Below are 16787 nucleotides of genomic sequence, written 5' to 3'. Positions count from 1 at the left end.
GAACCAGAAGCAAAGCACAAGAAGACAGGCTCCTGATAATTTCAACGTATTAGACACAGATAAGGAATACACCCCATGTCAGAACGTTTACAGAATGACGTGGATCCGATCGAAACTCGTGATTGGCTACAAGCGATCGAATCGGTCATCCGTGAAGAAGGTGTTGAGCGCGCGCAGTATCTGATTGATCAGGTAATGAGTGCAGCACGCAAAGGTGGCGTGAAAGTTGCCGCAGGTTCCTCTGCAATCAGCAACTACATTAACTCTATTGCTGTTGAAGATGAGCCGGACTATCCGGGCAACACCTCTCTTGAACGTCGTATCCGTTCCGCAATTCGTTGGAACGCCATCATGTCGGTGCTGCGTGCGTCGAAGAAAGATCTGGAGTTGGGTGGCCATATGTCCTCCTTCCAGTCTTCCGCGACCATTTATGAAGTGTGCTTTAACCACTTCTTCCGCGCGCGTAGCGACAAAGACGGCGGCGATCTGGTTTTCTTCCAGGGTCACATTTCTCCAGGTATCTACGCCCGCGCCTTCCTTGAAGGTCGCTTGAGCGAAGACCAAATGAACAACTTCCGTCAGGAAGTGCAGGGCAAAGGTCTCTCTTCTTACCCGCACCCGAAACTGATGCCGGACTTCTGGCAGTTCCCAACCGTATCAATGGGCCTGGGTCCGTTGAACGCGATCTATCAGGCGAAATTCCTGAAGTATCTGGAACACCGCGGTCTGAAAGACACCTCAGCACAAACCGTTTACGCCTTCCTCGGTGATGGCGAGATGGATGAGCCGGAATCCAAAGGTGCGATCACCATCGCCACCCGCGAGAAGCTGGACAACCTGGTGTTCATCATCAACTGTAACCTGCAGCGTCTGGACGGCCCGGTCACCGGTAACGGTAAGATCATCAACGAGTTGGAAGGCATCTTTGCCGGTGCTGGCTGGAACGTGATCAAAGTGATTTGGGGCGGTCGTTGGGATGAACTGCTGCGTCAGGACACCAGCGGCAAGCTGATTCAGCTGATGAACGAAACCGTTGATGGCGATTATCAGACCTTCAAATCCCGTAACGGCGCTTACGTGCGTGAGCACTTCTTCGGTAAATATCCGGAAACCGCAGCTCTGGTGAAAGACTGGTCAGACGAAGAGATCTTCGCGCTGAACCGCGGCGGCCACGATCCGAAGAAAGTCTACGCTGCACTGAAAAAAGCGCAGGAAACCAAAGGTCAGCCAACGCTGATTCTGGCCCATACCATCAAAGGTTATGGCATGGGTGACACTGCTGAAGGTAAAAACATCGCCCACCAGGTTAAGAAGATGAACATGGATGGCGTTCGCTACATCCGCGATCGCTTCAATGTGCCAGTGGCCGATGACAAGATCGAAGAGCTGCCATACGTCACCTTCGAGAAAGGTTCTGAAGAGTACAACTATCTGCACGGTCAGCGTGAGAAGTTGGGCGGCTACCTGCCAACGCGTCAGGCGGAGTTCAGCGAGAAGCTGGAAATGCCAACGCTGGAAGAGTTCCGTCCACTGCTGGAAGAGCAGAATAAAGAGATCTCCACCACCATCGCCTTCGTGCGTGCATTGAACGTGATGCTGAAGAACAAGTCGATCAAAGATCGTCTGGTTCCAATCCTTGCCGACGAAGCCCGTACCTTCGGTATGGAAGGTCTGTTCCGTCAGATTGGTATCTACAGCCCGAACGGTCAGCAGTACACCCCGCAGGACCGCGAGCAGGTTGCGTACTATAAAGAAGACGAGAAAGGCCAGATTCTGCAGGAAGGGATCAACGAGCTGGGCGCGGGTTCATCCTGGCTGGCGGCGGCGACCTCATACAGCACTAACAACCTGCCGATGATTCCGTTCTACATCTATTACTCGATGTTCGGCTTCCAGCGCATCGGCGATCTGATGTGGCTGGCCGGCGATATGCAGGCACGCGGCTTCCTGGTGGGCGGTACTTCAGGTCGTACTACGCTGAACGGCGAAGGCTTGCAGCACGAAGATGGTCACAGCCACATTCAGTCGCTGACCATCCCGAACTGTATCTCTTACGATCCGTCTTACGCGTACGAAATCGCGGTCATCATGCAAGATGGCCTGGTGCGTATGTACGGCGAAGCGCAGGAAAACATCTACTACTACATCACCACGCTGAACGAAAACTACCACATGCCTGCGATGCCGCAGGGTGCGGAAGAGGGTATCCGTAAGGGTATCTACAAGCTGGAAACCGTAGACGGTAGCAAAGGCAAAGTGCAGCTGCTGGGTTCAGGTTCAATTCTGCGTCACGTGCGTGAAGCCGCGCAGATCCTGGCGAAAGATTACGGCATCGCTTCTGACGTCTACAGCGTGACCTCGTTCACCGAGCTGGCGCGTGATGGTCAGGATTGTGAGCGCTGGAACATGCTGCACCCAACCGATGAGCCACGCGTACCGTACATCGCGCAAGTGATGAACGAAGCACCGGCCGTCGCATCGACCGACTACATGAAGCTGTTCGCAGAACAGGTTCGCAGCTACGTGCCTTCCAGCGATTATCGCGTGTTGGGTACTGATGGCTTCGGTCGTTCTGACAGCCGTGAAAACCTGCGTCACCACTTCGAAGTGGATGCATCGTATGTGGTTGTGGCTGCGCTGGGTGAGCTGGCTAAACGCGGCGAAATCGATAAGAAAGTGGTGGCTGAAGCCATCACCAAATTCAATATCGACGCCGATAAAGTTAACCCGCGTCTGGCATAAGAGGTAAGAGAGTAATGGCTATCGAAATTAACGTACCGGACATCGGGGCAGACGAAGTTGAAGTCACCGAAATCCTGGTAAAGGTGGGCGACAAAGTTGAAGCTGAACAGTCGCTGATCACCGTGGAAGGCGATAAAGCCTCCATGGAAGTGCCTTCGCCGCAGGCGGGCGTGGTTAAAGAGATCAAAATCTCGACCGGCGACAAAGTAGAAACCGGCTCGCTGATTATGATTTTTGACGCAGAAGGTGCCGCAGAAGCGGCGCCAGCGCCAGCAGAAGAGAAGAAAGCGGAAGCCGCTCCTGCTCCAGCTGCTGCCGCTGCTGCGGTCAGCAAAGAAGTCAACGTACCGGACATCGGCGGCGACGAAGTTGAAGTCACTGAGATCCTGGTGAAAGTGGGCGACACCGTAACGGCTGAGCAGTCGCTGATTACCGTTGAAGGCGACAAAGCCTCAATGGAAGTCCCGGCACCGTTCGCGGGCGTGGTGAAAGAGATCAAAATCTCCACCGGCGACAAAGTGAACACCGGTTCACTGATCATGGTGTTCGAAGCAGAAGGCGCAGCGCCGGCGGCTGCTCCAGCAGCTAAACAGGAAGCGGCTCCAGCAGCAGCACCTGCGGCGTCTGGCGCTAAAGACGTCAACGTGCCGGACATTGGTGGCGACGAAGTTGAAGTCACCGAGATCCTGGTGAAAGTGGGCGACAAAGTCGCTGCTGAGCAATCCCTGATCGTGGTTGAAGGCGACAAAGCCTCAATGGAAGTGCCTGCACCGTTCGCCGGTACCGTGAAAGAGTTGAAAGTGTCGACTGGCGATAAAGTCAGCACCGGTAAACTGATCATGGTGTTCGAAGTGGAAGGCGCGGCACCGGCTGCGGCGCCTGCGGCTAAGCAGGAAGCGGCTCCAGCGGCAGAAGCCGCGAAACCGGCAGCGGCCCCAGTAGCAGCGAAAGCCGATGCGAAAGGCGAGTTCGCTGAGAACGATGCTTACGTACACGCGACGCCGGTGATTCGTCGCCTGGCGCGCGAGTTCGGCGTTAACCTGGCAAAAGTCAAAGGTACCGGCCGTAAAGGTCGCATCCTGAAAGAAGACGTGCAGACTTACGTCAAAGACGCAGTGAAACGCGCTGAAGCGGCTCCGGCTGCAGCAGCCAGTGGCGGAAGCCTGTCAGGTCTGTTGCCTTGGCCGAAAGTGGACTTCAGCAAGTTCGGCGAAATCGAAGAAGTTGAACTGGGTCGTATCCAGAAAATCTCCGGTGCCAACCTGAGCCGTAACTGGGTGGTGATCCCGCACGTTACACACTTCGACAAAACCGATATCACCGATCTGGAAGCGTTCCGCAAACAGCAGAATGCCGAAGCAGAGAAACGCAAACTGGATGTGAAATTCACGCCAGTGGTGTTCATCATGAAAGCCGTTGCCGCTGCGCTTGAGCAGATGCCACGCTTCAACAGTTCACTGTCTGAAGATGCACAGAAACTGACGCTGAAGAAATACATCAACATCGGTGTGGCGGTGGATACGCCAAACGGTCTGGTGGTTCCGGTGTTCAAAGATGTGAACAAGAAAGGCATCACTGAACTGTCCCGCGAGCTGATGGCGATTTCCAAGAAAGCGCGTGATGGCAAGCTGACCGCCGGCGACATGCAGGGTGGTTGCTTCACCATCTCCAGCCTTGGCGGCCTGGGCACCACGCACTTCGCGCCAATCGTCAACGCGCCGGAAGTGGCTATCCTCGGTGTTTCCAAGTCAGCGATGGAGCCGGTGTGGAACGGTAAAGAGTTTGAGCCGCGTCTGATGATGCCGATCTCACTCTCCTTCGACCACCGCGTGATCGACGGTGCTGATGGTGCGCGCTTTATCACCATCATCAACAACACACTGTCCGACATTCGCCGTCTGGTGATGTGAAGTTAATCAAGGCCGGCGAAAGCCGGCCTTGTTGTAAGCATTCAATGTTGCCGCGGTTGGCAGTTTGTTAACAATTCTGTAAACTCTCGCGGTGAAATGTCCCGGCGGATATAGGGCATTAGAGCTTGGGAAAAGCTTTTTCCTGACTGCCGGTAATCAAACAAGAGGTCATGATGAGTACAGAGATTAAAACTCAAGTCGTGGTACTTGGGGCAGGTCCTGCAGGTTACTCTGCAGCCTTCCGTTGCGCTGATTTAGGTCTGGAAACCGTAATCGTTGAGCGTTACAGCACCCTCGGCGGTGTTTGTCTGAACGTAGGCTGTATCCCGTCAAAAGCGCTGCTGCACGTCGCCAAAGTGATCGACGAAGCAAAAGCCCTGGAAGAGCACGGTATCGTGTTTGGCCAGCCGCAAACTGACATCGACAAAATTCGTTCGTGGAAAGAGAAGGTGATCAACCAGCTCACTGGCGGCCTCGCGGGTATGGCGAAAGGTCGTAAAGTGAAAGTGGTGACTGGCCTCGGCAAATTCACCGGTGCTAACACGCTGGTGGTCGAAGGTGAAGGTGGCGCAACCACCATTAACTTCGATAACGCGATCATCGCGGCCGGTTCTCGTCCAATCGAACTGCCATTCATTCCGCACAACGATCCGCGCGTGTGGGATTCAACCGATGCGCTGGAACTGAAAGAAGTGCCGAAGCGTCTGCTGGTTATGGGCGGCGGCATCATCGGTCTGGAAATGGCCACCGTTTATAAAGCGCTGGGTTCAGAGATCGACGTGGTTGAGATGTTCGACCAGGTGATCCCGGCTGCCGATAAAGACGTAGTGAAAGTCTTTACCAAGCGTATCAGCAAGAAATTCAACCTGATGCTGGAAACCAAAGTGACCGCTGTTGAAGCGAAAGACGATGGTATCTACGTATCAATGGAAGGCAAAAAAGCGCCAGCTGACGCACAGCGTTATGATGCGGTGCTGGTGGCGATTGGTCGCGTACCGAACGGTAAAGGCCTTGATGCGGGTAAAGCAGGCGTGGAAGTGGACGATCGCGGCTTTATCCGCGTCGACAAGCAGATGCGCACCAACGTACCGCACATCTACGCTATCGGTGACATCGTGGGTCAGCCAATGCTGGCGCACAAAGGTGTGCACGAAGGCCACGTAGCGGCGGAAGTGATCTCGGGTCTGAAGCACTACTTCGACCCGAAAGTGATCCCATCCATTGCTTACACCGAGCCAGAAGTTGCCTGGGTGGGTCTGACCGAGAAAGAAGCCAAAGAGAAAGGCATCAGCTACGAAGTGTCCACCTTCCCGTGGGCAGCTTCAGGCCGTGCTATCGCGTCTGATTGTGCAGACGGCATGACTAAACTGATCTTCGACAAAGAGACTCACCGTGTTATCGGTGGTGCGATTGTCGGTACCAACGGCGGCGAGCTGCTGGGTGAAATCGGTCTGGCGATTGAAATGGGCTGTGATGCCGAAGATATCGCTCTGACCATTCACGCGCACCCAACGCTGCATGAGTCTGTCGGCCTGGCTGCCGAAGTGTTCGAAGGTAGCATCACGGACCTGCCGAACCCTAAAGCGAAAAAGAAATAAGTTTGCGCTTTGAATAAATTAACGGCTCCTTTAAGGAGCCGTTTTTTATTAGTGGTTCTATTTACATAAACAAATAAAAAAGGCGCGAGAGCTAACACATGCGCAATGCCGGAATAGCGGGAGCGAACTCCCGCTAGTGAAGTTTTACTGTTGTGCTTCGTAAGCCATAACAGCCGATAATTCAGCAGTGAATATCCGTAATCGTAATTCACAGAGTGAACTGCGATTAACCAGACACAATCCTAATAGAATGAGTCCGCTGATAATCAGCTTGCTGAATATAGACTTCATAGTCACGTTCCTCTTGATTTAGCACGAGCAAGCGACTACCCTGACATTGTCTAGGTGTTAGGGTGTTAAGTCGCTCACCCGTGTGGTTAATGAAAATTAATCTCACGGGTTCACTCTCCACAACCTACCCCAATCTTTTCAGCTTGAAGCAAGTTGCCTCAAGCGCCCGCAGGCAGTGTACGCCAAACTTTTTATATTTTACCTTAATTATAAAATTATTTATGATTAATGGATTCATATATTACTTAACCATTTAAATAGATCGAGTAATGGGTGTTTTTAATTATCTATTAATTTCTTTAAGCCAATCAATAAAATGCCTTAGCGGAGCAGAAAGATATTTACGGCTCGGATAGTAGAGCCAGAATCCTTCTTCTACCTGAGTGAAGTCCGCCAGTATTTCTACTAAGTCACCGCGAATTAAATCTTCCCGCACCGTACCTTGATGCAGAAAGGCAATGCCTACGCCCGCACGGGCTGCGTGTAATATCCGCTCATTGTTATCCAGCACCAGCGACCCTTTCACCGCCACTTCCTGTTTGCGGCCATCCTGCCAGAATTCCCAGCGATAACGTCGTCCACTGGGAAAGCGTCTTTCAATGCAGGGATATTGCAACAGTTCAGCAGGCTGATGCGGTACGCCATGCTGTGCAATAAAAGCCGGGCTTGCCACCGCCAGCGCCCTCATTGGTGCGCCAAATGGCACCGCCACCATATCCTGGGCCAGCACATCGCCGTAGCGTACGCCGGCATCAAATCCGGCCTCTACGATATCCAGCAGTGAATCGTTGCTGTCGATCTCCAGTGTGATCTCGGGATAGCGCAGCAAGAAAGGCAAAATGAGCGTATCGAAGAACAGCGCTTCCGCCGAGCGCGGCATGCTAATGCGCAATACGCCGCGTGGATCGTTGCGCCAGTCGTTGAGCTCATCCACCGCTTGCGACAAATCGGCAAGCGCAGGCTGAATGCGCTGTAAAAAGCGTTCACCGGCTTCAGTCAGCGCCACTTTGCGCGTAGTGCGATTGAGCAGCCGCACCCCTAAACGCGCTTCGAAATGGCGCATCGCGTGGCTCAGGCTGGAAGGCGTGACGTTGCGCTCCTCCGCTGCTTTGCGAAAGCTCAGATGCTGCGCGATGGCAGCAAACATCTCCAGTTCCTGCATAGACGCACGGTATTTATTCATTGCTGAGTTTTACTCACTAAATCGGCAAGAATGCCTCAATTGTTGCCGTGATTGCTGAGGTTTATAACATTAACACCAACAGCGAAGAGGATTAAACAATGCAACAACGTCAATTAGGCAATCAGGGACTAGTGGTGTCGGCGCTGGGATTAGGCTGCATGGGCATGAGCTTCGCCTATGGGCAAAATGATGAGAAACAGGCGCTGAACACGCTGGCGCGGGCATTTGAGCTGGGGGTCGATTTTCTCGATAGCGCCGAAGTATATGGTCCATTCACTAACGAGAGCTTATTGGCAAAAGCAATAAAAGGGCGCAGCGATATCAAAGTCGCCACCAAGTTTGGTTTTCGCATTACCGATCAGGGCGAAGGCTGGCAGCGGATTACCGGGGTGAATAGCGATCCGGCGCATATTCGTCATGCGGTCGAAGGTTCCTTGCAGCGTCTTGGTGTGGAAACTATCGAACTGCTCTATCAGCATCGTCTCGATCCGGCGGTGCCAATCGAGGACGTGGTGGGCGTGATGGCCGATCTGGTGCGGGAAGGGAAGGTGAAATATCTCGGCTTGTCTGAGGTATCATCCGCCACCTTGCGGCGCGCGCATGCGGTGCATCCGATTTCGGCGCTGCAAAGTGAATATTCGCTGTGGTCACGCGATCCGGAGCAAGATGTCCTCGCCACATGTAGTGAACTGAACGTCGGTTTTGTGCCTTACAGCCCGCTGGGACGCGGCTTTCTGACCGGCAAATTCCCGGCTGCCGCCACCTTAGCGGAAGATGATTTCCGTCGTTCGCTACCGCGCTTTCAGCAGGGTGCGCAGGCTCATAACCAGAAGTTAGTAAATCAACTTACCGAGATGGCTACAAGTTATGACGCGACGGCTGCCCAGCTAGCGTTAGCGTGGGTGCTGGCAAAAGGCGAGTTTATTGTGCCGATTCCCGGTGCCAGCAAAATCGCCCATCTGGAACAGAACTGTGCCGCCGCCGATTTAGCATTACGTCATGCGGATGTCGCCACGCTGGACGAGTGGTTTAGCGAGAAAAATATTCTGGGCGAACGCTATAACCACAGCGAATTTGTGCTGGTTGATCGTTAACACTCATCTCCGTACATGAGAACAAGCAGGCTTTCATAGCCTGCTTTTTTATGTGATCCCGCTCAATTTGCAGATGAAGCTGCTAAAAAACGCACGAATGTTGCTTTTTTGTAAACAGATTAACAATCAGGCGAAATGCTGCTATGCTGCCCCACGCGGAACCGGGCACCTCACCCTACTGTTCGACAGCATCAAGGGGTGCACCGGAAAGCTATACAATGAGAGCGAGGAGAACGTCGTGCTAGAAGAATACCGTAAGCACGTTGCCGAGCGTGCTGCCCAGGGAATCGTACCTAAGCCGTTAGATGCTTCCCAAATGGCCGCGCTGGTTGAACTGCTGAAAAACCCGCCAGCGGGTGAAGAAGAATTCCTGACCGACCTGTTGGTCAACCGTGTCCCACCAGGTGTTGATGAAGCGGCGTACGTAAAAGCCGGTTTCCTGGCAGCTGTCACTAAGGGCGAAGCCCACTCTCCTCTGGTTACTCGCGAAAAAGCCGTTGAGCTGCTGGGCACCATGCAGGGCGGTTATAACATCCATGCGCTGATTGAAGCGTTAGAAGATGAAGCCTTAGCGCCGATTGCTGCCGAAGCCCTGTCTCACACGCTGCTGATGTTCGATAACTTCTACGATGTCGAAGAGAAAGCCAAAGCGGGTAACCCACACGCGAAAAAAATTATCCAGTCATGGGCCGATGCCGAATGGTTCCTGAAGCGTCCAAAACTGGCTGAAAAAATCACCACCACCGTGTTCAAAGTGACCGGCGAAACCAACACCGACGACCTCTCTCCGGCGCCGGATGCATGGTCACGTCCGGATATTCCACTGCACGCGCTGGCAATGCTGAAGAACGCCCGTGAAGGCATCGAACCCGACGATGCGGGTAACATTGGCCCGATCAAACAGATCGAAGCACTGCAGACTAAAGGCTTCCCGCTAACCTACGTCGGTGACGTGGTCGGTACCGGTTCTTCGCGTAAATCCGCCACCAACTCGGTGCTGTGGTTTATGGGCGATGATATCCCTTACGTGCCAAACAAAAAGGGCGGCGGTCTGTGCCTCGGCGGTAAAATTGCTCCAATCTTCTTCAACACCATGGAAGATGCGGGCGCCTTGCCGATCGAGCTCGACGTTGATCGTCTGAACATGGGCGATGTCATTGACGTTTACCCGTACAAAGGCGAAGTGCGCAATCACGAAACCGACGAATTGTTGGCGACCTTTGAGCTGAAAACCGACGTGCTGCTGGACGAAGTCCGTGCTGGCGGTCGTATTCCGCTGATCATCGGTCGCGGCCTGACCACCAAAGCGCGCGAATCGCTGGGTCTGCCGCATAGCGATGTGTTCGTGCAAGCCAAAGATGTGGCTGTTAGCACCCGCGGTTACTCGCTGGCGCAGAAAATGGTCGGCCGCGCGTGCGGCGTAGAGGGTGTCCGTCCGGGCTCATACTGCGAACCAAAAATGACCTCAGTGGGTTCTCAGGACACCACCGGTCCAATGACCCGTGATGAACTGAAAGACCTGGCGTGCCTCGGCTTCTCCGCTGACCTGGTGATGCAGTCATTCTGCCACACCGCCGCCTATCCGAAGCCGGTTGACGTGACCACGCACCATACGCTGCCAGACTTCATCATGAACCGTGGCGGCGTGTCGCTGCGTCCGGGCGATGGCGTTATCCACAGCTGGCTGAACCGTATGCTGCTGCCAGATACCGTTGGTACCGGCGGTGACTCACACACCCGTTTCCCAATCGGTATTTCCTTCCCGGCAGGCTCTGGTCTGGTGGCGTTTGCTGCTGCGACGGGCGTGATGCCGCTGGATATGCCGGAATCGGTGCTGGTGCGCTTCAAAGGCGAAATGCAGCCGGGTATCACCCTGCGCGATCTGGTACACGCCATTCCGCTGTATGCGATCAAAGCTGGCCTGCTGACCGTTGAGAAGAAAGGGAAGAAAAACATCTTCTCTGGCCGCGTGCTGGAAATCGAAGGTCTACCGAAACTGAAAGTTGAGCAGGCATTTGAGCTGACCGATGCCTCGGCTGAGCGTTCTGCTGCCGGCTGTACTATTAAGCTGGATAAAGAGCCGATCATCGAGTATCTCAACTCGAACATCGTGCTGCTGAAGTGGATGATCTCGGAAGGCTACGGCGATCGTCGTACGCTGGAGCGCCGCATTGAAGGCATGCAGAAATGGCTGGCCGATCCGCAACTGCTGGAAGGCGATGCGGATGCTGAGTACGCGGCGGTGATCGATATCGATCTGGCCGAGATCAAAGAGCCAATTCTGTGCGCACCGAACGATCCAGATGACGCGCGTTGGTTGTCTGACGTGCAGGGCGAGAAGATTGACGAAGTGTTCATCGGTTCGTGCATGACCAACATCGGTCACTTCCGCGCGGCCGGTAAGCTGCTGGATGCCCATAAAGGCCAGCTGCCAACCCGTCTGTGGGTTGCGCCGCCAACCAAAATGGACGCCGCCCAGCTGACCGAAGAGGGCTATTACAGCGTCTTTGGTAAGAGCGGTGCGCGTATCGAAATTCCGGGCTGTTCACTGTGCATGGGTAACCAGGCGCGTGTGGCAGACGGCGCGACGGTGGTTTCCACCTCAACCCGTAACTTCCCGAACCGTCTGGGTACCGGTGCTAACGTCTTCCTGGCGTCAGCGGAACTGGCGGCGGTCGCTTCGCTGCTTGGCAAGCTGCCAACGCCGGACGAGTATCAGCAGTTCATGCTGCAGGTTGATAAAACCGCGGCTGACACGTATCGCTACCTCAACTTTGATCAGCTGGGACAATACACTGACAAAGCCGACACAGTGATCTTCCAGACTGCCGTTTAATCGGTTATCGGGATGAACAAGGGGACGATGAAAATCGTCCCTTTTTTTATGCCCTTTTTTCCGCTGACATCTCCAGGCATAATGCGAGCGCGATCCCACTTTATTCAGCGTGCTGCGCACAAAATGCACTAACACTGTGCTGCACAGCGCGTCATCAGTATGAGGCAATCATGGAATATGAATTTCTGCGTGATTTGACCGGTCAGGTCAAAGTGCGTATGTCGATGGACCACGAAGCGGTAGGGCACTGGTTCAACGAAGAGGTCAAAGACAATCTGCCGTTGCTGGATGAGGTTGAGGCCGCCGCCCAACAGGTGAAAGGCACCATCAATCAGTGGCAGCGTGTCGGGCATGAATACACGCTGTGGCTGGATGATGAAGAGGTGATGATTCGTGCCAACCAGCTGGCGCTGGAAGATGACGGCATGGAAGAGGGCATGACTTATTACGACGAAGAGAGCCTCTCTTTCTGTGGCGTCGACGATTTTCTCGCAGTGATTGCCGCTTATCGGCTGTTTATTGCCGGTAAATAGCTAAACAGTAAGGTCGCCATTGATGGCGACCCAGCCGATTACCGCGTCGCGCCACTTGCCACGGAATGCGCATGCGTCACCTGTTCCTCATCGACGATAGGTTCAACTTTACCCATCAGGAACAGATAGTTAAGAATGCCAATTACCACCAGCACCGCCGAGAACACCAGCGCCCAGGTAAAGTGACCGGTTGCGCCAACAATCGCGCCGGTTATGATTGGACCCACCGCGCCGCCCATGTTTGAAACGGTATTCTGCAGCCCCGCCACAATCGACACGCTGTTTTGCGGTGCCACATCGCCCGGCAAGGCCCACACTTGTGATGCCGCCACGGTGGTGCCGGATTTGGCGATACACAGCAGCAGCACGGTCATAAACACCGAATCGGTGAACGGGGCAAATCCGATACACAGCGCCATCAGCAGGCCGATGGTGAGAAACAGTTTGCGTGTAGCGGTCAGCGACAGCACTTTGTTATGCACCATGCGATCCGATGCCCAACCCGCCAGCACTTCAATCACCATGCCACAGATCAGCGGCAGCGCAGCCACCATCCCCATTTTGAGAAAATCCATGCCTTTATCTTTCACCAGATAGGTCGGCAACCAGGTAATAAAGAAATAGGAGGTGTAGTTGATGGTGAAAAAGCCAATGCACATTGCCCAGATATTGCGGTAGCGCAGCAGCTTGTACCACTTCATCGGACGCACGCTTTTGTCGCCGTGCTTTTGCGTCTGGCCATTACGGATGAAGCGCACTTCTTGCTGGCTTATCGACTTATGATCTTCCGGATTCTCGGCGTAGATAAAGTACCAGGCAATCACCCAGAACAAGCCCAGCGCACCTATAGCGAGGAAGGTCAGACGCCAGTCGAACAGGGCGATCATAAAGACGATCAGCGGCATGGCCACCGCACCACCAAATTTGGAGGCACTGTCGAACAGGCCAGAAACCGTGGCGCGTTCGCGATCCGGGAACCAGCGCGCGGTAATGCCCGCGTTGCTGGGATAGGCGGCGGCCTCACCGACGCCGAGTGCTAAACGCAGCGCCAGCAGCGATTTAAAGCCGGTCGCCAGTCCCATCGCCATGGTGGCGATCGACCACCAGCCGACGGCGATACCAAGCCCTTTTTTCTGGCCGAAGCGATCGGCAAACCAGCCCGCCGGGATCTGCAACAGCGCATAAGACCAGAAGAACGCCGCCATGATGAAGCCCATCATTTCAGGATTGATATCGAGTTCTTTGATCAGATGCGGAGCCGCTGCCGAGAGAACGGTGCGGTCAATGTAGTTAATGGCGATGGCCAGCCACATCAGGCCAGCAATCCACCAACGGATACGACTCGAGCGCGCAGAGTTAGTCATAGTAATTATCCACTCGAAAAAGGTTACAGAGAAAGGTGGCGTGTTATTCCAGCCCGTTCATCACGTTGATTGGGCGTTCGTCCTGTTGGATGCACTGCACAATTTGCGTCACGCAGCGTTCACCAATCGCGCTGATCGCACCGTCGGTGTAACCGGCGATATGCGAAGTGGGAATGAAGTTGCTAAGCGTAAACAGCGGATGCTCGGTCAGAGGTTCCTGCACAAACACGTCAGCCGCTGCTCCGGCGATCACGTTATCCAGCAGCGCCTGATAAAGATCCTGCTCATTCACCACACCGCCGCGTGAGGCATTAATCAGGAAGGCATTTTTCTTCATGCGTTTGAGGCGCGCGGCATCAAACAGATTCTGCGTTTTGTCGGTAAGCGGCATGTGCAGAGTGATGAAATCGCTGGTTTCGGTCAGCTGATCCAGCGTGACGAATTCGATGCCGTGTTCAGCAGCAAACGGCTCATCAGGATAAAAATCAAACGCGATCACCCGCATGTTGAAACCTCTGGCGCGCAGCGCGACCTGCTTGCCAATATTGCCCAGCCCGATGATGCCCAGCGTTTTGCCGTACACGTCGGTGGCAAAAATACGCGGCCAGCTGCCCGCTCGGGTTTCGATGGCGGCTTGGGTGATCTGACGCGCGCTGTTAAGGATCAAAGCAAAGGCGAAATCAGCGACAGCATGTTTATTGGCATCCGGCACGTTGGTGACGTAAATCCCGCGTGCACGCGTGGCATCCAGATTGATGTTGTCGACGCCAACGCCGTGCTTACAGACGATTTTCAACTGCGGTGCTAACGCCAGCAGCTCTTCGTTGATGTCGGTAAAAGCCACGATCAGCGCCACGGTGTCCGCCAGATGCGGCTGGAGTGCGCTCAGCGGCGCATCGGCGGGCAGCGTGATCAGCTCAAAACCGTGCTGTTGCAGCGTGGTTATCGGCGTCGCGTCATATTTTGCAAACGACGGTGAGGTACAGATGACTTTCATAATTCTTCCCGATGTTGAAAAAAACAGATAACAGCCGATGCCAGGGTCGCCATTGATGGCGATCTGGCTGGCTGCTCACCTGAAAATTACTGCAAATACTGATTCACAATCTGGCGGATTTTCTGCTCTTCTTCGGCAGAGAAACTCACCGCGTAGCGGCTGTCACCAACCTCAAAACCAAGCAGCGTCACCGCTTTTTTCACTGCGGCGGGAGAGAAGCCGACGCTATACAGATCGGTGCGCAGACCGGTCACATTCTCTTGCGCCAGGCGCGAACCTTCGATATCGCCAGCATGGAAGCGCGCCCAAATTGCGTTGATCTCTTTAGGCGCCACGTTAGCAAGGCCAGAAATACAGGCCGAACAGCCGTCGACAAAGCCCTGATGAATCAGCGAATCCGGGCCGTTCAGCACATCAAAACTGTTGATGCCTGCAGCCGCTTGCAGAAAGCCGCTCAGGCTCTCATAGCTGCCGGCGCTGTCTTTGATACCGATGATGTTTGGGTGTGCGGCCAGCGTGCGTACGGTTTCCGGTTGCAGCGTGTTGCCGGTGCGCGCCGGAATGTTGTAAAGGAACAGCGGCACGTCGATGGCGTCAGCCACCGCGCGATAGTGGGCAATCAGCTCTTCCTGCTTTAGCGGCACGAAATAGGGTGTGATGACCGAAACCGCATCCACGCCCAGCTTCGCCACTTGTTTCCCAAGGCGAATGGTTTCACGCATGGAGATCTCGCCAATGTGCGCCACCACCGGTGCGCTGCCGTTCACTTCATCAACGCAGGTCTGCGTTACCGCCAGCTTCTCCTGTTCGTTCAGCACGAAGAATTCGCCGTTGGTGCCGCCGCAAAAGATACCGTTGCCGGCGCTTAACTGGCGTTGTACCTGCTCGCGCTGGGCGGCTGGGTTGAATGCGCCGTCGCGATCAAAGGTGGTGACGATGGCGGTTAATACGCCCTGAATTTTCTTACTCATGGTGTCCTCGATAATCCTTAGTGATTCAAAGCCGGAAACAGCGTCAGGTAGACGCTTCGTACGTCTTCGGCGCCCACTTTCATCGGTACATTCTTCATCAGGCGCTGCACGTCGAGCGCGGCTTCCACCAGATACGGCAGATGATCCGGGCCGATACCCAGCTCTTCCAGGCTGGCGGGCAACTTCAGGCGCTTCACCAGTGCGGCAAAATACGCCACCAGCGCGTGGGATTTGGCTTCGTCGTCCAGCGTGATATCGGCATCCGGCAGCAGATCGTAAACCTGAGCGAATTTGCTCACCGCCGCCGGTCGTACAAAGCGCATGCAGGGCGCAAGGAGAATGGCGTTGGCGACACCGTGCGGCAGGTGATATTTGCCGCCCAGCGGATAAGACATGGCGTGCACCAGATGCGTACCGGCATGCGCAATGGACGCGCCACCATAATAAGATGCCCACAGCATATTCAGGCGCGCTTCGAGATTGTCGGGTTCGGCGATAGTGGTTTCGAGGCTGGCAAACAGCTTTTTCATGCCGATCAGCGCATAGTTATCGCTCACCGGGTTCGCCACGGTCGCGGTAAAGCACTCAATCAAATGGCACAGCGCATCGATACCGGTGGAAGAGGCGATGTGCGCTGGCATGCTGGTGGTGAGTTCTGGCACCAGCGCGACATAATCTGGCAGCATCACCGGCGTGATAATGCCGACTTTGGTCTCTTTCTCGGGGATCGCCAGAATCGCGTTAGGCGTTGCTTCCGAGCCAGTACCTGCGGTGGTCGGAATCAGCAGCGAAGTGGTACGCGTGTGCGGCTTCTCACCAGCCAGTAACGCCTCCAGTGTCGGCGCATCTTCGACACACAGAATCGACAGCAGCTTAGCGACATCCAGTACGCTGCCACCGCCGATGCCAATCACCAGATCCACATCGGTGCTCGGCAGCGCGGCGACAATGGCCGCCACATCGTGCTGGCTAGGCTCTGGCGGCACCGTGTTGACGATGCTCAGGCTGGCAATCTGCTGCGTGAGCTGGGCGATCAGCTTTTGTACCGCCGGAATGCCTTCAATATTCTTATCGGTCACCAGCAGCGCTTTGTCTTTACCTTGCAGTAAATAGCTGAGGTCATTAAGCGCCTGAAAGCCACTGATCACGGTGCTGTTGATATTCATCTCTTACCCTTACGTTTTTTGCGCGGAATGATTGATTTTGCTCAATCGCCGCGAGTTCCATCACTGCAGTGCCTAATTTTATAGGGCAAATTGATTTCGATT

General features: G+C 54.6%; 12 protein-coding genes. 6 read left to right on the top strand and 6 right to left on the bottom strand.

The window, feature by feature from the left end; translation table 11 throughout:
• The first annotated feature begins 75 nt into the window (after nucleotides 1–75).
• The 3 genes from aceE to lpdA all read left to right on the top strand — a co-directional run bounded on the left by aceE (nucleotide 76) and on the right by lpdA (nucleotide 6250).
• Nucleotides 76–2742, top strand: coding sequence for a pyruvate dehydrogenase (acetyl-transferring), homodimeric type (gene aceE / locus KVT28_RS14800; RefSeq protein WP_217549095.1), 2667 nt, complete (start codon nucleotides 76–78; stop codon nucleotides 2740–2742).
• 14 nt (nucleotides 2743–2756) lie between these two features.
• Nucleotides 2757–4652 carry a pyruvate dehydrogenase complex dihydrolipoyllysine-residue acetyltransferase gene (gene aceF / locus KVT28_RS14795; protein WP_217549093.1) on the top strand — a complete coding sequence of 632 codons (1896 nt, stop codon included), beginning with the start codon at nucleotides 2757–2759 and terminating at the stop codon, nucleotides 4650–4652.
• Nucleotides 4653–4825: 173 nt separating this feature from the next.
• Complete coding sequence (gene lpdA / locus KVT28_RS14790) at nucleotides 4826–6250, top strand: dihydrolipoyl dehydrogenase (protein ID WP_008108560.1); 1425 nt, start codon at nucleotides 4826–4828, stop codon at nucleotides 6248–6250.
• Nucleotides 6251–6394: 144 nt separating this feature from the next.
• Here lpdA and KVT28_RS28205 read toward each other — a convergent pair whose 3' ends face one another.
• Both KVT28_RS28205 and KVT28_RS14780 read right to left on the bottom strand, forming a co-directional pair.
• Nucleotides 6395–6541, bottom strand: a complete 147-nt coding sequence (locus KVT28_RS28205) for a Hok/Gef family protein (RefSeq protein WP_137385164.1) — start codon at nucleotides 6539–6541, stop codon at nucleotides 6395–6397.
• Between the two features lie 283 nt (nucleotides 6542–6824).
• On the bottom strand, nucleotides 6825–7724 hold the full coding sequence (locus KVT28_RS14780) for a LysR family transcriptional regulator (RefSeq protein ID WP_110867541.1): 900 nt from the start codon (nucleotides 7722–7724) through the stop codon (nucleotides 6825–6827).
• A 98-nt stretch (nucleotides 7725–7822) separates the two neighbouring features.
• Between KVT28_RS14780 and KVT28_RS14775 the strand changes: the two genes are divergently transcribed.
• The 3 genes from KVT28_RS14775 (at nucleotide 7823) to yacL (ending at nucleotide 12187) form a co-directional block, all read left to right on the top strand.
• The gene (locus KVT28_RS14775; RefSeq protein ID WP_217549091.1) at nucleotides 7823–8818 is read left to right on the top strand and encodes an aldo/keto reductase; all 996 of its coding nucleotides are present in this window, start codon (nucleotides 7823–7825) and stop codon (nucleotides 8816–8818) included.
• 238 nt (nucleotides 8819–9056) lie between these two features.
• Complete coding sequence (acnB, locus tag KVT28_RS14770; protein WP_101762089.1) at nucleotides 9057–11654, top strand: bifunctional aconitate hydratase 2/2-methylisocitrate dehydratase; 2598 nt, start codon at nucleotides 9057–9059, stop codon at nucleotides 11652–11654.
• Between the two features lie 170 nt (nucleotides 11655–11824).
• Nucleotides 11825–12187: a protein YacL gene (gene yacL, locus KVT28_RS14765; RefSeq protein ID WP_101762088.1), complete on the top strand. Its 363-nt coding sequence runs from the start codon at nucleotides 11825–11827 to the stop codon at nucleotides 12185–12187.
• Nucleotides 12188–12225: 38 nt separating this feature from the next.
• Here yacL and KVT28_RS14760 read toward each other — a convergent pair whose 3' ends face one another.
• The 4 genes from KVT28_RS14760 to KVT28_RS14745 all read right to left on the bottom strand — a co-directional run bounded on the left by KVT28_RS14760 (nucleotide 12226) and on the right by KVT28_RS14745 (nucleotide 16685).
• Nucleotides 12226–13551, bottom strand: coding sequence for an MFS transporter (locus KVT28_RS14760; protein ID WP_217549089.1), 1326 nt, complete (start codon nucleotides 13549–13551; stop codon nucleotides 12226–12228).
• A 43-nt stretch (nucleotides 13552–13594) separates the two neighbouring features.
• A complete protein-coding gene (locus KVT28_RS14755) occupies nucleotides 13595–14548 on the bottom strand; it encodes a phosphoglycerate dehydrogenase (RefSeq protein WP_217549087.1) in 954 nt (317 codons plus the stop codon).
• A gap of 86 nt (nucleotides 14549–14634) precedes the next feature.
• The gene (locus tag KVT28_RS14750; protein ID WP_217549085.1) at nucleotides 14635–15519 is read right to left on the bottom strand and encodes a dihydrodipicolinate synthase family protein; all 885 of its coding nucleotides are present in this window, start codon (nucleotides 15517–15519) and stop codon (nucleotides 14635–14637) included.
• Nucleotides 15520–15536: 17 nt separating this feature from the next.
• Entirely contained in the window at nucleotides 15537–16685 is a 1149-nt protein-coding gene (locus KVT28_RS14745) for an iron-containing alcohol dehydrogenase (protein ID WP_217549083.1), read from the bottom strand.
• Nucleotides 16686–16787: the final 102 nt, after the last annotated feature.

Origin of the sequence: Pantoea sp. GbtcB22 (assembly GCF_019091025.1) — a bacterium.
Lineage (GTDB): Bacteria > Pseudomonadota > Gammaproteobacteria > Enterobacterales > Enterobacteriaceae > Pantoea > Pantoea leporis.
Note: the sequence above shows the minus strand (reverse complement) of the source record. Positions and strands in the feature narration are given on the sequence as shown.

Bases quoted from the DNA above. Each gene is read 5' to 3' on its own strand.
- KVT28_RS14755 (WP_217549087.1), bottom strand. From the start codon at position 14,548: ATGAAAGTCATCTGTACCTCACCGTCGTTTGCAAAATATGACGCGACG.
- KVT28_RS14775 (WP_217549091.1), top strand. From the start codon at position 7,823: ATGCAACAACGTCAATTAGGCAATCAGGGACTAGTGGTGTCGGCGCTG.
- aceE (WP_217549095.1), top strand. From the start codon at position 76: ATGTCAGAACGTTTACAGAATGACGTGGATCCGATCGAAACTCGTGAT.
- aceF (WP_217549093.1), top strand. From the start codon at position 2,757: ATGGCTATCGAAATTAACGTACCGGACATCGGGGCAGACGAAGTTGAA.
- KVT28_RS14745 (WP_217549083.1), bottom strand. From the start codon at position 16,685: ATGAATATCAACAGCACCGTGATCAGTGGCTTTCAGGCGCTTAATGAC.
- KVT28_RS14780 (WP_110867541.1), bottom strand. From the start codon at position 7,724: ATGAATAAATACCGTGCGTCTATGCAGGAACTGGAGATGTTTGCTGCC.
- KVT28_RS14750 (WP_217549085.1), bottom strand. From the start codon at position 15,519: ATGAGTAAGAAAATTCAGGGCGTATTAACCGCCATCGTCACCACCTTT.
- lpdA (WP_008108560.1), top strand. From the start codon at position 4,826: ATGAGTACAGAGATTAAAACTCAAGTCGTGGTACTTGGGGCAGGTCCT.
- KVT28_RS28205 (WP_137385164.1), bottom strand. From the start codon at position 6,541: ATGAAGTCTATATTCAGCAAGCTGATTATCAGCGGACTCATTCTATTA.
- KVT28_RS14760 (WP_217549089.1), bottom strand. From the start codon at position 13,551: ATGACTAACTCTGCGCGCTCGAGTCGTATCCGTTGGTGGATTGCTGGC.
- yacL (WP_101762088.1), top strand. From the start codon at position 11,825: ATGGAATATGAATTTCTGCGTGATTTGACCGGTCAGGTCAAAGTGCGT.